The organism is Seonamhaeicola sp. ML3, assembly GCF_023273855.1.
GTDB lineage: Bacteria > Bacteroidota > Bacteroidia > Flavobacteriales > Flavobacteriaceae > Seonamhaeicola.
Map to the genome: position 1 here is coordinate 1,260,848 of NZ_CP096884.1, position 14,261 is coordinate 1,275,108.

The following is a 14,261-nucleotide window of genomic DNA, read 5'->3' on the forward strand; positions in this document are numbered from 1 at the left end:
AGTTTAGTTAAACATTAAATTAATACTACAGTAATTGGGATAAAGTGAAACCGCCAAATTTCGTATACTTTATCCCTTTTCTATTTTATGATAATGGTTCTATCATCTATTTTATAATCTTTGATTTTATTAAAATTCTTAATAGCATCTAATATTTCTTCTATTTTTAAGTTACGTTTCAAAGAACCATTAAACCTATTTCCTTTGACTTTTTCACTTTCAAAAACAAAATCAATATCATACCATCGAGATAATACTTTAACGATATCGCTTAACGGCATCTTTTCAAAAGTGAATATGCCTTCTTTCCAAGATATTTCATTATAAACATCTACTAATTTAACATCAATATTATTGGTGTTAACATCTAGTATTGATTGTTCTGATGGTTTTAAAACTTGATTTGTTCCCTCTACGTTAACAGTAACTTTACCTTCTACTAAAGTGGTAAATACCATAACCTCGTCTTTGTAGGCTCTTACATTAAATTCTGTACCCAAAACTTCGATATGTTGAGATGCATTTATAACTTTAAACTTATCGCCATTATGATTTGAGCTAGGGGAAATATCAAAATAGGCTTCTCCATATACAAGCTCTACTTCGCGTGTTTGTCCTTTTATAAAGTTTTTAGGGTATTTTAATTGCGTCTCGGAATTTAACCACACCTGTGTACCATCAGAAAGTAGCACACGAAACTGCCCGCCTCTTGGAATAGTTAAATAATTATAAGCTAACTTGGCTTTATTTTCATCAATGGTATCATATATAATCTCTTCTCCATTACTGTTCACATCTTTAGTTTTGAACTCCTCACCTTTAACCAACTTTACTTGAGATCCATCCTCTAGTGTGAGCACTGCCTTATTTGTACCATGATAGATTTTTGAATCTACAACAACTGGGGTAAGTTGCTGTGATTTATCTTTCGTGTCTCTGCCAATAAAAAAGTATGCTGTTGAAATGAAAAGTATAACTGCCGCAGCATATTTCATTACATTACGTCTTAATGACAATCGCTTATCCTTCTTAATCTTTATTAATAGGTTGTTCTTGGTTCGTTCGGTGTTGAATTCTTTCATAAAATCATCAACTAAATAGTTAATTTCTATATAATCATTCAGTAATTGATCATACTCACTTTTATCATACCATAAATTCAACTCATCCCATTCTTTTTTATTAATAGATTGGTTTAAAAACTTTATGATAAGTTCCTCTATATTTTTTGGTATCATTTTTAAAGTTTTATATATATTACATTGCTCTTTTGTAAGACCCCCAATATTTCATGTCTTTTTTTGATTTTATATTAAATTATTTGACATATTTAGGGCATATTAATATTTTTAGATAAAATATCTAGTGTTTGGCTATTCATACATTTTTTATGGGACCAATATTTGACGACAAACCAGAATTCATTTTCAGACTAAAAAAGGGAGATGAAGAAGCGTATGAAAATCTTGTAGATAAATATAATAGTAAGTTATGTCTATATGCTAATAGCCTACTTAATGACATCCCCCTATCTGAAGATATTGTTCAAAATTTATTCATTAAGATTTGGGAAAAAAGAGATAATCTTAGAGAAGATTTATCACTTAAAAGCTACCTATACAAATCTGTATATAACGCCTGTATCAATCAATACAAAAAAAACCAAGCATTAACAGCTCTAGAGAAGAAATATGTCGAAGGCTTAAACCATATCGTCGAAAAAAAAGACGATGATACTCTAGACAAATTAAAACTAAAAGTTAAACAAGCCATTGATAACTTACCGCCTAAGTGTAGAGAAGTTTTCGTTCTTAGTAAAAAAGATGGTTTAACGAATATAGAGATTTCTGAATATCTTAATGTTTCAGTTAGTACTATAGAGAGACATATAACCATCGCTTTCACTAAAATTAGAGCTGAAGTAGGCAGTAAAACCGAGTTGATATTATACCTGTTGTTTGCTAAAAAAATTCAAATATTTAATAGCTCTTCATAAGTTTTTAGGCAAAATTCCTGTAGAGTAAACCTATTAGTTTTGTTATTCGATAGTATTTCAAAATAAACGAGAAGTATTTGAGTTTTTTATAGAAATGATTTTTGGATTTTAATTTATACAGATAAACCAAAAAACCTATTATACCTGAGAGCACAAAAAAAGCCCAAACTACATCTGTAATTTAGGCTTTTTGGTGGTCCCACCTGTTCTACTGTATTATATATCAATATAGAGTAATGTGCAGTATTATTGAGTTTTTACTTTACTTGCTTTTAGGTGAAATTACCATATAGAGTATTATAATTGTACAAAGGTTTGAGCATCATTTTTAAATTCTAAGTTCACTAAAAATTAATCTTCCTTTGGCAAGGAGGCTTTACATTTGTTAAAATCTTAGTTTTACTTCACCCACGAAGTAAACATCCAGTTACGCTTTTCTAAATGCCTCATAAAGTCAGTAATGATTTGTTCCGTAACATTGTCTCCGATGTCTAAAGAGGCTGTAACGACATCCAGCATGCTATCGTGTAGTATATGGTAATCCATTAGTAACTCTTCCACCATTTCTATAGAAGTCTTTTCTGTATTGGTTTCTTGTACTTTAGACCTTTCTAATATAGCTGCCATATTCATGCTAGGCTTCAATCCAAAAGACCTGATTCGTTCTGCTAGTATATCAATGTGCTCATTTGTAATGTTATATTCGTTTTCAAATTCTTGGTGCAATTCAAAAAAATCACTTCCCACAACGTCCCAATGAAAATTTCTCATCTTCAAATAGAAAATTGTGTAATCTGCCATTAGTTGACGAATTTTAACTACAATTTCGGTAGTTTCTAAAAATGTAAATCCTAATTTTTTAAAAGGCTTTAGTCGTTTCTTTTTATTTATTGTTTCCATAATTTCTAATTTTTTTATAATTAAACGTTCATTTTCATCTGAATGAGCTGCTGTTAATCTGCACTCATAGTTATTGCTTCATTGAGATGTTCCATTTTTTCGTTATTCCCAAATTTTAAAGTCCTAATAGGAAAAGGAATATTAATATTATCTTTTTCAAATGCTTTTCTTATTACCTTGATGGCTTTACTCTTTGACCTTAGCTTTTCTAATGCGCTTTCGGCATCTATCCAAAATCGGCATAAGAAATTAATGGAACTATCTCCAAAAGAAGTATAATAAAACTCAACATCGTCTGCATCAAGGACTTGTTCGAAAGCATTGGCAATAGAATTTTTTGTCACATTTTCTACGAGTTCCAAATCAGATTCATACCCTACTCCACATTCAACCATTACACGCATTTTGGTTGTAAGAGAATAGTTCTTTAAAGGGCTTTCCAAGATAGTTTTATTGGGTATGATTACTATGTTGTTATCAGCTTCTTTTAACGTAAACTCTCTTAAATTCAAATCAATTACTTCACCTGCGAAACTATTGGTCTCAACCCAGTCTCCCAAACGAATCTTTTTCCTAAACGATAATATTATACCTGCAATGGTGTTTGACAGCGTGCCCTGAAGAGCCATACCAATTATAATACCCGCAATACCTGCACCTGTAAGTAATGACTTTAGGGTTTCATTTAAATTTAGTGCTCCAAGTGCCAAGAAGAGGCCCAGTATTACAACTACTGTTGAAGCTATCTTTGCTATAACAGTTGCAACAGACTTTTTTGACACCCTATTTTTTAAAAGTTTTATAATCATCTTACTAAAAAACTTAGATAAGTAATAGGATGTTAAAAGAACAGCAAGTGCCATTACAATATTAGGGATACTATCTATTAAAACATTTAACCAATGGTTTAATTTATCGGCTATTGTGCTTGATATCTCAGATATGTTACTTTGCATTATCTTTGCTTTTTAGTATTTATACAAAGATATTTAGGAAGGAGTGTGTAGGTTTGCTCAAATCATCAAGATATTAATCCATTTCTAATTTTGAGAAAACTTTAACAGTGTAATATTAATAAAATAGAACTATTGCTGCTTTTTCAAGTTAAGTTCTCATTACCTGTTTTTTTAAATAGTCACTAGGTCTTATACCGTATTTACGCTTAAAAATTTTTGAAAAATAACTTCTACTACTAAAACCTATGGCGTATACAATTTGTGTAATATTTAAATCGGTAGTATCCATTAAATCTCTTGCTTCTTCAAGTCTTACATGCCTAATATATTCTGTTACCGTTCTAGAAAACAAATGCTTAAACCCCTCTTGAAGCTTAGTATGGTTTAAACCACATTTTAAGGCTAAATTATCAACATTTTGGTCTTTAGAAACATCCTTAAGAATATACTTGGAAATGCGTCTTACTGCCAAAAGTTCCCGTTTTGTGAGATTCGTATTTCTCTTTGACTTTTGCATGTCCTTGCTATGGTGCTCTAGATGTAAGGCTAAAATCTGATAGACAATACCCTCTATTAAAAGAATACGCATCATTCCTGATTGTTTTATATCACTCAAAGATTTAACCAATTGAGCCAATTTTAAATTATATGAGCCAAAATAGGAAAATACGTGCTCGTGATGCTCATCGTGAAATACACGATACAAGTTTTGGTTGAGTACAGAGGCATCATTAAGGCGTTTTTTTAAAAATTTAATTCTACTGACCTGTACCAAGGTAATATGTAATTTTTCATCCTTAGGAAAATACCCATAATTGTAACCGCCATCTTTACTTGTTATAATTATAGGTCGTAGAGCTTCAAGCTTTCGATTAGCGTCTTCTTTTTCAAACCTATGATAACAATAGCCATTTGATATGTATGTAAAGTGAATGGGGTTAAATTCTGAAGTATCCATGACTAACATTATTTCATTAAAGAAAGTAATATTATATTCCAATAGGCTTCCTCCCCATTCAAAAGTTAAAAATCTAATGCTTCCTTTTGCCATTTGGCTGGAAACATTTAAGACATACTCACCCCAACGACCAGAGATAGTACCCCCAATAACCTCCTGGATTTGCCTTACCGTGCCCGCTGTATCTTGTGCCGTAATATTTATAGTTGTCATTTTATAGATAGCTTAATATATGTAAAAATACAGCTTTGAACTAAAAGTACATTGTAAATTCTTATCATGCCATGTTTTGAAATGAACTCCAATTTCAATATCTTTTGAATATAGAATTTATCAAAAAAAGAGAAGCACTAATTAACTTATGAAATTATTTAAACCACTGAGGCAATTATTAAAAAGTGATAAATCTGTTATCTTATTTCTAATTGGCGGTTATTTTTTCTTGTCGCTTCTATGCTTCCTTATTTTAATGTTGCCTTTTTGCAGAAATAACAACATTTCAATAATAGATCACATATTCTTTTCAGTGTCTTTGGTTAGTACAACAGGTTTGGCACCGTTAAATTTTGCAGAAAGTTATTCAATGGCCGGACAAATCATAAGTTTATTTTTTATTCAACTAGGGGGAGTTGGCTATATGGCATTGAGCTCGTTTGTAATTTTAAAACGCCACAACAAAGTACCTCTAATTTCGGCAAAATTACTACGATTGGAATTCAATTTACCGCAAAAATACCCGCTACTGGCTTTTATTCATAGTGTTTTTATTTTCACTTTTCTCATAGAGTTTATAGGTGCCATTTTTCTTTATATCGGTTTTAAACAGGAGGCCGTTTCTCAACCACTTTGGCAAGCCATTTTTCATAGTATTTCTGCTTTTTGCACCGCTGGTTTTAGCCTTTTTGAAAATTCTATGACACCATTTTCCAATAACGGCTACATTACTAATACTATTATGGTATTATCGCTTTTAGGTTCTATTGGTTTTATAGTATTACTAGATATTTGGTTTAAACTAAGGCAGAAAAAAGCAAAAATCACACTGACATCAAAAATTATATTACTAGCTACTTTTGTTTTTATTGTCCTTCCTACATGTTTAATTTACAGTTCAGATTCAAATTTACAAAGATTAGGCTGGGAAGGTTTTAGGCTTGCGTTTTTTCAGACAGTATCTGCCCACACCACAGTAGGATTTAACAATCATGATCTAGGAACATTAGGTATCCCAGCAATTTTCGTTTTTATAATTGTTATGGTAGTGGGTGCTTCACCAGCAGGAACCGGAGGTGGTATAAAAACCACATCTGTAACTGCGCTCTATGCAGTGTTGACAGCAATATTAAAACGCCGCAAACGTATTACTTTTTTATCTAAGCTGATTCCATCATCAAAAATATATCTTGCCATAGCGTCAGGGATTTTTTACGCCTTAATTCTTATAATCGGAATTTGGACAGTGCTGATAATTGATGGCAATAACTTTTCATTGTCCGAAATTGCTTTTGAATGCAGTTCAGCTTTGAGCACGGTAGGACTGTCAACGGGAATTACGGGCACCCTTTCTAATACAAGTAAAACTATTGTGGCATTATTAATGTTTATTGGTAGGCTTGGTGTTCTCACTTTTGGTTTTGCATTAATTACCAAATCGCCCTTGCTTGATGACAATATTGAAACCGAAGATATTGCTATTTAATATTCCTGTCATTAAAAAATGATATTTATTCAATCTACTTTCTAAGGTTCTATTCAAATGAAACTTGATTATAAAACCCTTTTTTATTTTATGATTTGTATGTTTTGCCATTCCTACTCTAAAAATTAGAAAAAAGATAAACATTGCAAGGATAGGTATTGTAAGCTGAATTTTGCCTTTTTTGTGATACTATACCAGACTAAAAAAAGCCCAAACTACATTTGTAATTTAGGCTTTTTGGTGGTCCCACCTGGGCTCGAACTTTTCTACATAAACACCTATAAAATAATTATTTATGTTTTTACTTGTCATATTCATTCCTTTTTTACCCCCTTAAATTAAAAAGCAGAGAAAGAATCAAGCTTTTACTATCTCATAGTCAGAATAAAAAATTTTATATGATTTTTCTTTCGCTATAATTAATAAATTTATTAGCTTTATCACCTCTCCTATTTTATTGCTTTTTAGCATAGAATCCACAATTTATTTGTGGAAACGAATAGTAACATTTTTATTAAAATTTGTACTAATACAACACAATATAACTTTAAATGAGTGAAATTAACAGAAAACTAGAAGCTTTAACCTTTACTTTTAAAAACAAAGAAAATAAGGCTGATACATCGATAAATCTATTAGATGAATTGTTTACAAAGTTTCCAAACTTCATAGATCTTCTACCAAATGACGAATCAAATAAAAGAAGTGTAAAAATTGAGAAGAAAAAAGATAGTGATGGAGAAACAGTTTCTACATTTAAAAAGTATGAATCTGGAAGGTTTATATGTGGTAAAATTTCTTCAACAAACTATGGAAAAATAATTAAAATAATTAACCCAAATGATAAAGATGCTGAGCCAGTGTACAAGAGTAAACCTGAGCATGGTGTTGAAAAGGTCTTTTTCTTTTTTATTCATATCCCTAAAGACAACCACAAAGGGTTTATTCTTCTAGAGCGTAGTGGTGTTTTTGGAATTAGAACCGTCTTCTGCTCTGTTTTAAAAAGCTTTATGAAAGAAACCTACCCAGAAAATAAAATATCCTTCAATGAATTTATTGATAAGGATATCGCTAAACGTTTTGTCACCAATGGAACTACTAAGTCTGTAACACTCACTACAGATAAAATACCTAAAGAGTTGAGTGATAAATTAAACTTTCTAGAAGAAGAATACAAAGATTATAGTATCTCTTTAACAATAAAAAAGAAAAGAGGTTACTTTGGTTCTAGCACAAAAAAGGTTTTGGACAAACTTTATTCCTCTAAAGATAAAAGTTACTTATTAACAGAAAAATTAAAAGTAGTTGGATTTGGTGAGAATAGTGAGATAACCACTCGCGTAAAACTTAATGGCAAAGAAAAAAATATTGATTTTAATGAATCTTTCAAGCTTAAAAGCATTTATGACATTAATGTTGAATTGGACGAGTTTGGAGAGTCTAAAATTGATGAAATTACAAATTCAGCGATAACCTTATTTAAAGACATTAATCCTTTCTAATATGTTCTCGTTCATAAACATTATAGAAGTCATAAAAAACCATTATAGAACGTTAAAAACGGATAAATACGGAAATATATTCCTATTTGTTCTTTTGCCTATTTTGTTTGGAATGTTAGCAATATTTATAAAATCCGTTAGTTCAGGATTGGATTCTATACTTTCTACAGCTTTATCAATATTTATTGGTTTATTTATAAATTTACTTGTCCTAATTGTTTCACTCACAAGAACTCCCACAAAAGAAAAGAAAGAAATAAGGAAACAAGTAGTTGAGGAAACTTTTTACAACATTACCTATGTAATACTCATTTCAATAATTGCCTTGGGTTTAATTATGATTAAGAATATAAATTTTGGATTGACCCATATTTACTTATGTATATTCAAAAAAACAATAATTTTTTTGTTTACTTTCTTTTTTACTCAAATACTACTCACTATTTTACTGATTTTAAAAAGAATTTTTAACCTATTCAAATTTGATATAAACAACTTTAACAAATCCAAATAATTTTTTATTATTTGAAAAGCTATTACCACCTCCAGACCTAAAAAAAGGACACCTTTTATGATGCCCTTTTACTGTTATCACTCTATTAAAAGGATATCTCATACTGCTTTAAATCTATGCTGCAAATGTGTCTAGAGTTGAATGTTAACAAACTCTTATCCTCGCTTATATTCATCTTGATAAATTCGTCTAATGCCTTCTTATTGATTTTAATTGACCCATTAAAAACATCGTCTAAAAAAACATTAGTTAAGGTGTTCAAATACCCCATTTCACCATGAATATGCTTAGTAGTTAAAGAATAAAAAGCTTTGGTAGCGTACTTATAATCCATAAGTTTCGCTGCAACTTCTTGTGTAAATAAATTAAACGCCTCTTCAGGGACAACGAAATTGAAGTATTCTTCACCGCAATCTTTCAATTGATCTTTATATTTAACAAGGAACTCCTTATAATTTTCATATTCAGATGACCCAAGCATGAGTAATCCATTTGAAAAATTATTGATAGCTCTTTCAAAATTTTTATTTCTTTTCATAATTACCTCTTATCTTAATTAGTTGTTTATTTATATTCCCACCTATAACCTTCAGGAGGTTTTCGTTCTCCTCTACAAAACCTTGCTATACAGGATTTAGAAACTCCCGTTCTTCTGGACGCTTCTGATACAGATTCAAATTCCAACTCTTCACCATCAACAAGATTATAATATAACACTACCTTCTTTCGAGAATCTTTATCAGGTCTAAAGGGTTCTTTAAACTCATAACTCCAATAATAACCTCCGTACATATTATTTACGCTTAAACAAGCTCTGCCAATATGCTGTTTGCTTGAATTAATTGATTTAGCGGCTTCATCCAAACCAGAAAATTTTTCTATAAGTGCCCCATCTGAAATATCATATTTATAAACTGTTCTTTTAATGCCCGAACCACCACTATCACCATTATAACCATCTTCTTTTGAATTATAATCTAAAATGTATTCTTTCTCTTTTTGAGCTAATTCATGAGTACTTGTCGTGGTATAAATCTGTTCCCAAGAAAAGGCATCTTTGCCATAAGTACTAATAGCCTCATAGAACTTTCCTTTTTCACCTCTGTTCACCCTCTCTAAGTGGTCAAGCTTTCGCTGATTTAAAGAATGAGTAGTTGCCCCTATATAAAACTCGCCAGTAACTTCATTCTTAACGGAATAGATAATTCCAGCAGTTTTTTTATTTTTCTTCATCATTTACTTTCTTAATTCGTACAATAAAATAATATTTACTTCCTGTAGACTTAGTTTCATACTCACCTCCATACTTATGAGCATAGTCATTTAACCAAATACCAAACATTTTAGAGCTCACTTTTTCAATATCTGGATACATATCTTCAAAAAGTTCCTGATAAAACCTTTTGTCAATCCATTTATTATATTCCAAATTTTCATCCATAAAGTCAATAAACTCATCGGAACTTTTATCAGCCATTCGTACTTTATTAAAATTAATCGGGGCAGCCTTAACCAACCCTTTTTCTAAATAGTCCTGAATACAAGTCATCATGAAGTAGAAAAATTTGTTCCATTCATCTTTTGACCATAAGTCATCAAAAAACCTATTTTTAAATTCATGTTCAGGACGAAACCAATCATTATAGTAGTTAGCTAGTTCAAATTCATACTTCCTTCTTCTAGTAGAAGAACCTTTAGGACCCTTAATCAAATAATTGCTGGTAAACATTATTTTTGGCATCATTTTTCTAGAAATATAAAATGCTTGTTTCATTTTCTTTTCAACTTCCATCCCTCCTGTAATCATGTCAAAGAAAGGCTCTAAAGAAACTGATTTAGCAAAATCTTCAAAAACTATAATATCAGTTGTGTAGTCAACGCGTTGATAAGCAAAATTACTACCCATTTTTAGTTGTTTGCCTCCAATTTCAACTCTATCTCTACAATGATTCAATGCCGTGCTAAGAAGAGTTTTGCCAGTACCTCCTTCAGCTCTGGAGCCTCCCATATTCTCATCATACAAAATAACTGCGACATCTTCCCCTCTCTCAGTATTACGATGAAGTAAGTAACCGAGCATTGTTTTAAATGCTAAAAACCTTTCTTCATCTTTCTTACAAATGTTAAAACAAAAGGTTTCAAATTGACCGCGAGAGTTGTTAGACGGAAATACAAATTCTTTATTTATAATTCTATTTTCCCAAATAACAGTGTCCAGTTCTTTGTATGGTTTTATTTGAAAATCCTCATCTGAAATATCAATGAAACAATTGTGAAAATAAAACCTAGAGGAATTTCTTTGGTCCCTATCATTAATTATTTCAATTGATTTTAACAAATTTAATTTCATCCTAGACAAGTATGACCCTACTCCTTTGGCAAACACTTCATAGATATCATCAAGTGCTTTTCTTTCTAAATGCTCTTTTACTAATTGTACAGCCATTTCTACTGTAGATTTTTTAATACGATTATTAAGCTCTTGAACTAATCCAATATTCCTATTATTTTGAGTAATATTGACAAAGCCATTTCTGCCTAAAAATTTCATTAATTTACCTTGTAATAATTTTGGGTTACCTTTCTCATCGTAAGTCCAAAAGTCAAGGACATTTTCACCATTAAATAATATTTCTATTTCTGGATCTGAATTTTCTTCTACTTCTTTGTTTAAGTCTTTTTTCATAATTTTATTCACCAATTAAAAATAACCTTCGCAACGAGGTGAGTTTACATTGCATTGCAAAATTCAAAATGAGCAATGCAGCCAGTTTGCAGTTGAAAAAATGAATCATAAAGAAGCTGATTTACGATATAGAATAATTGACGAAAGCATTCGTAATAAGCAAATAAACTGCACTATGGAAGTTCTTATTAGAAGATGCTCCTATCATCTGACAGAACTTAGAGGTAAACCTTCTAGTATTTCAGAACGGACTATTTCGTACGATCTTAAAGCACTAAGAGAAGGGATAAAGGGTAAATCTGCTCCAATAAAGTGCTCTAATGGTACTTATTATTATGAAGATGAAGACTTTGAGTTGTTTCCAGACTCCAATAAGATAATAAATGAGGTTAGTGAAACATTGAAGTCTTTAGAAAGGCTTAATGGTGAAATGCATCAAACCCGAGAATATTTATTGCTATTAAATAAAATGTCTCAAATTTCAGATTTAATATTACCTCCTAATATTAAGGCGGACATAGATAAGATATTTAAAACACCCGTTCCCAATATCAAAAAAAACCATGAGCTTCAAGAAGAGTATATTAATAATCTAATTTCTATTAATGAATCAATTAAATCACGTAGTAAATGGTATAAAAAGCTAGAAATACTTCAAAAGGCAATCATGGAAGATTTTAACTCAATGTGAATGCCAAAAAAAAGTATTTAATTTTTGGAGTTACCTTGTCAACTTGTCAAGTTTTTTCTTACAAATATAGGTGGCCCTATTAAATTAATAAAGCCGCCTATATTACAATTGCAAATCCATTTTCAGTGGTTTTTTGATAAAGCTGAAACCGTCTCAAAAGCTTGGTTATCCAAAATGCAGCATAACAGCTAATTTTCATCTATTATAATATCAAAATAATTATAGTAATATAATTGCCCACTAATCTCATAAACAGTCTTTAGTTCTATAGTAACCTTAACAGCTTCAACTTCCAATCTTTCACCTTTCTTCAAGGCTCCTATCTCATGCAATACAACCACTTCAAAAGGACAAAAAAGCAGCTCTAAGACATTGTTCCAGGCCACAACATAAAGTTCCTTAGGATTGCTGTATTTAAGCAATTCAGCCAGTTCTTCTTCATTCATTTTATCTTATTCTTTTTTAGATGGAATCTTTCAGTTTTAGCTATATTATTAGTGATGCACAAACCAATTCCATTCGTTGTTTTGGATAGAATTACTAAGGTTTTGTGTTAACTCGTATGCATTTACGTTCCGCTCCAAATTAGAATCTATATAGCTGCTCTTATTGGCTTCGGTAAGCAAATTGTACAAATTCCATAAGCTAATAGAGCCGTCTTCATTCCTTTTAAAATTTGGACAGCTGTAATAGTCTTTTACAACATGGTTAATCTGTGAATCACTCAGTCCTATCGGGAATATATTCTTCCGTTCAGGTTTACTTAAATGTCCGTACATCCTAACTTTACCCATAAAATGGGCAAACTGTTCTTCCGTAAGCCCATAGTCTTCCATGGACTCCATGACTTCTAGATGTTGCTCAATGCAATAACCCTTGAACAAAGATTCCGCCTTAGCCTCCAGTTCTGATATCGAACCAATCCTAATTTCATTTGAGAATCCATCTGTACTGATACATAGGTTGGTACAGACCTTATTCTGAAACCCAATGAAAAGCTTGAACTTCTCCAAGCTCTTTTTACTGTAGAGGTTTTCTTGATTGTAAGCCCTAACCCCTCCAACACACAACTTTAGTTCATTTCCATTGATGTTCTGTCTTACAGAAGGCATCTCCATAACAAAAGCACATCTTTCATAGTACAATGTTTTCTCATGTTCCAAAAGCTCTTTAGCAGGTTTGCCTATTGCACTTGGCACCCTACCCTTTATGATATGGCTAACCCTAATATCAGGAGTTTCAATCTCTGCCGCAGGGAACAATTGTTTTGCTATTTCATAGGTGCTGTCAATGAATTCGTAGTGACTGATTGTAGTTTCGTTGTCACGTGCAAAGACTGGTATGATACAATCCTTTTTTAGATGCTCCAAACTTACCTGCTTAGTATTGGCTTCAATGAATGCGCCATTGGGTCTTTTTATAATTTCTGATTCAGGTATGACCTGAGAATTTATATCACTGTTTACTGTTGTCAATTCCATTGTCTTGGTTTTTGGTTTGATTAATTATTGAGTTTTTAGAAACTAACTGACCTTGGATATTTTCAAGTTGTTGTTTCCTTTTTAATACCGTCTCTTTAAGTTGCTGTCGCAGTTCGGGGTGTTTTGAATACACATGCCTTAGCTGTTCCATTGTCTGACAGTTTTCTATTTCACTTATTATCTTGTCAATATCACGGGTATTCCCTTGATTGCACCACTCAAGTATCTTTTTGCCTGTAGCGGCATTAATCAAGAACTCAGGTTTTCCAGAAAATAGATTAGTCCTATCCTTACTGGATACGGCATTATGCTTTATATCCAAATCAAAAACTATGGTGAATTCGTAATCAAGGTCATTCCGTTGGATAGCCTTTAGACCAACTTTTTCAGGAACATATTTGCCGTCCTTTTGGTTGAGCACATAGTCCTGTTTAACCCTCATAGTAGCAATGACATGGGCATTTGATTGGAGTATCTTATTGACAAATGAATTCTGCCTTGGCGTGATTTTAGCCCAATTTGAAAAGCTATTGCCTGGCATCTTACTGTGGGCGTCTAATAGGTAATCCCAACAGTGACTCAAGCTGTCTATAATGATAACTTCCATTTTAGCTTTTAGACAGATATCTATTGCCTCAATGTAACGTTCTGGTGAAAAAGGTCCTTCCATGGAAATGACATTATAATCACCCAAATAGGCATATAAATCAGCACTCCTGTTCTCCGTGTCTATTACAGCTACTTTTGATAGATTGTTAGCTGTCAATCCTTTTGCAATCAATAATGAAGACATTGTCTTTCCACTGCCAGCACTTCCTTGCAATGCCATCTTAATCTTGGCTTTTTTTCTTTCTGATTTTCTTAGTTCCATAATTGGA

Annotated in this window: 14 protein-coding genes; 4 read left to right on the top strand and 10 right to left on the bottom strand. The window is 31.7% G+C overall.

Annotated features, from left to right (window positions below):
* Positions 1-80: 80 nt before the first annotated feature.
* Complete coding sequence (locus M0214_RS05680; RefSeq protein ID WP_248724502.1) at positions 81-1,238, bottom strand: FecR family protein; 1,158 nt, start codon at positions 1,236-1,238, stop codon at positions 81-83.
* 152 nt (positions 1,239-1,390) lie between these two features.
* Between M0214_RS05680 and M0214_RS05685 the strand changes: the two genes are divergently transcribed.
* Positions 1,391-1,996 carry an RNA polymerase sigma factor gene (locus M0214_RS05685; protein WP_248724503.1) on the top strand — a complete coding sequence of 202 codons (606 nt, stop codon included), beginning with the start codon at positions 1,391-1,393 and terminating at the stop codon, positions 1,994-1,996.
* Positions 1,997-2,395: 399 nt separating this feature from the next.
* Here the strand turns inward: M0214_RS05685 and M0214_RS05690 are convergent, their stop codons facing one another.
* The 3 genes from M0214_RS05690 to M0214_RS05700 all read right to left on the bottom strand — a co-directional run bounded on the left by M0214_RS05690 (position 2,396) and on the right by M0214_RS05700 (position 5,023).
* The gene (locus M0214_RS05690; RefSeq protein WP_248724504.1) at positions 2,396-2,896 is read right to left on the bottom strand and encodes a Dps family protein; all 501 of its coding nucleotides are present in this window, start codon (positions 2,894-2,896) and stop codon (positions 2,396-2,398) included.
* A 53-nt stretch (positions 2,897-2,949) separates the two neighbouring features.
* A complete protein-coding gene (locus M0214_RS05695) occupies positions 2,950-3,852 on the bottom strand; it encodes a mechanosensitive ion channel family protein (protein WP_248724505.1) in 903 nt (300 codons plus the stop codon).
* A 148-nt stretch (positions 3,853-4,000) separates the two neighbouring features.
* On the bottom strand, positions 4,001-5,023 hold the full coding sequence (locus M0214_RS05700; protein WP_248724506.1) for an AraC family transcriptional regulator: 1,023 nt from the start codon (positions 5,021-5,023) through the stop codon (positions 4,001-4,003).
* Between the two features lie 256 nt (positions 5,024-5,279).
* Between M0214_RS05700 and M0214_RS05705 the strand changes: the two genes are divergently transcribed.
* Positions 5,280-6,509: a TrkH family potassium uptake protein gene (locus M0214_RS05705; protein ID WP_248724935.1), complete on the top strand. Its 1,230-nt coding sequence runs from the start codon at positions 5,280-5,282 to the stop codon at positions 6,507-6,509.
* A 551-nt stretch (positions 6,510-7,060) separates the two neighbouring features.
* A complete protein-coding gene (locus M0214_RS05710; RefSeq protein ID WP_248724507.1) occupies positions 7,061-8,011 on the top strand; it encodes a hypothetical protein in 951 nt (316 codons plus the stop codon).
* 599 nt (positions 8,012-8,610) lie between these two features.
* Here M0214_RS05710 and M0214_RS05715 read toward each other — a convergent pair.
* Genes M0214_RS05715 through M0214_RS05725 form a run of 3 tightly spaced genes read right to left on the bottom strand, consistent with a single transcriptional unit; the run spans position 8,611 to position 11,211 of the window.
* Entirely contained in the window at positions 8,611-9,063 is a 453-nt protein-coding gene (locus M0214_RS05715) for a hypothetical protein (protein WP_248724508.1), read from the bottom strand.
* A gap of 26 nt (positions 9,064-9,089) precedes the next feature.
* A complete protein-coding gene (locus tag M0214_RS05720) occupies positions 9,090-9,761 on the bottom strand; it encodes an NUMOD1 domain-containing DNA-binding protein (RefSeq protein WP_248724509.1) in 672 nt (223 codons plus the stop codon).
* Complete coding sequence (locus M0214_RS05725; RefSeq protein ID WP_248724510.1) at positions 9,745-11,211, bottom strand: hypothetical protein; 1,467 nt, start codon at positions 11,209-11,211, stop codon at positions 9,745-9,747. The genes M0214_RS05720 and M0214_RS05725 overlap by 17 nt, the downstream gene beginning before the upstream one ends.
* A 100-nt stretch (positions 11,212-11,311) precedes the next feature.
* On the opposite strand from M0214_RS05725, the gene M0214_RS05730 reads away from it, so the two are divergent.
* Positions 11,312-11,902 carry a hypothetical protein gene (locus M0214_RS05730; RefSeq protein ID WP_248724511.1) on the top strand — a complete coding sequence of 197 codons (591 nt, stop codon included), beginning with the start codon at positions 11,312-11,314 and terminating at the stop codon, positions 11,900-11,902.
* A 188-nt stretch (positions 11,903-12,090) separates the two neighbouring features.
* Here the strand turns inward: M0214_RS05730 and M0214_RS05735 are convergent, their stop codons facing one another.
* Genes M0214_RS05735 through M0214_RS05745 form a run of 3 tightly spaced genes read right to left on the bottom strand, consistent with a single transcriptional unit; the run spans position 12,091 to position 14,254 of the window.
* Positions 12,091-12,348 (bottom strand): hypothetical protein, encoded by a 258-nt coding sequence (locus M0214_RS05735; protein WP_248724512.1) that lies wholly within the window; start codon positions 12,346-12,348, stop codon positions 12,091-12,093.
* 48 nt (positions 12,349-12,396) lie between these two features.
* Positions 12,397-13,383, bottom strand: coding sequence for a DUF3871 family protein (locus M0214_RS05740; protein WP_248724513.1), 987 nt, complete (start codon positions 13,381-13,383; stop codon positions 12,397-12,399).
* Positions 13,358-14,254: an AAA family ATPase gene (locus tag M0214_RS05745; protein WP_248724514.1), complete on the bottom strand. Its 897-nt coding sequence runs from the start codon at positions 14,252-14,254 to the stop codon at positions 13,358-13,360. The genes M0214_RS05740 and M0214_RS05745 overlap by 26 nt, the downstream gene beginning before the upstream one ends.
* Between the last annotated feature and the right edge of the window lie 7 nt (positions 14,255-14,261).

Bases quoted from the DNA above. Each gene is read 5' to 3' on its own strand.
- M0214_RS05680 (WP_248724502.1), bottom strand. From the start codon at position 1,238: ATGATACCAAAAAATATAGAGGAACTTATCATAAAGTTTTTAAACCAA.
- M0214_RS05685 (WP_248724503.1), top strand. From the start codon at position 1,391: ATGGGACCAATATTTGACGACAAACCAGAATTCATTTTCAGACTAAAA.
- M0214_RS05690 (WP_248724504.1), bottom strand. From the start codon at position 2,896: ATGGAAACAATAAATAAAAAGAAACGACTAAAGCCTTTTAAAAAATTA.
- M0214_RS05695 (WP_248724505.1), bottom strand. From the start codon at position 3,852: ATGCAAAGTAACATATCTGAGATATCAAGCACAATAGCCGATAAATTA.
- M0214_RS05700 (WP_248724506.1), bottom strand. From the start codon at position 5,023: ATGACAACTATAAATATTACGGCACAAGATACAGCGGGCACGGTAAGG.
- M0214_RS05705 (WP_248724935.1), top strand. From the start codon at position 5,280: ATGTTGCCTTTTTGCAGAAATAACAACATTTCAATAATAGATCACATA.
- M0214_RS05710 (WP_248724507.1), top strand. From the start codon at position 7,061: ATGAGTGAAATTAACAGAAAACTAGAAGCTTTAACCTTTACTTTTAAA.
- M0214_RS05715 (WP_248724508.1), bottom strand. From the start codon at position 9,063: ATGAAAAGAAATAAAAATTTTGAAAGAGCTATCAATAATTTTTCAAAT.
- M0214_RS05720 (WP_248724509.1), bottom strand. From the start codon at position 9,761: ATGATGAAGAAAAATAAAAAAACTGCTGGAATTATCTATTCCGTTAAG.
- M0214_RS05725 (WP_248724510.1), bottom strand. From the start codon at position 11,211: ATGAAAAAAGACTTAAACAAAGAAGTAGAAGAAAATTCAGATCCAGAA.
- M0214_RS05730 (WP_248724511.1), top strand. From the start codon at position 11,312: ATGAATCATAAAGAAGCTGATTTACGATATAGAATAATTGACGAAAGC.
- M0214_RS05735 (WP_248724512.1), bottom strand. From the start codon at position 12,348: ATGAATGAAGAAGAACTGGCTGAATTGCTTAAATACAGCAATCCTAAG.
- M0214_RS05740 (WP_248724513.1), bottom strand. From the start codon at position 13,383: ATGGAATTGACAACAGTAAACAGTGATATAAATTCTCAGGTCATACCT.
- M0214_RS05745 (WP_248724514.1), bottom strand. From the start codon at position 14,254: ATGGAACTAAGAAAATCAGAAAGAAAAAAAGCCAAGATTAAGATGGCA.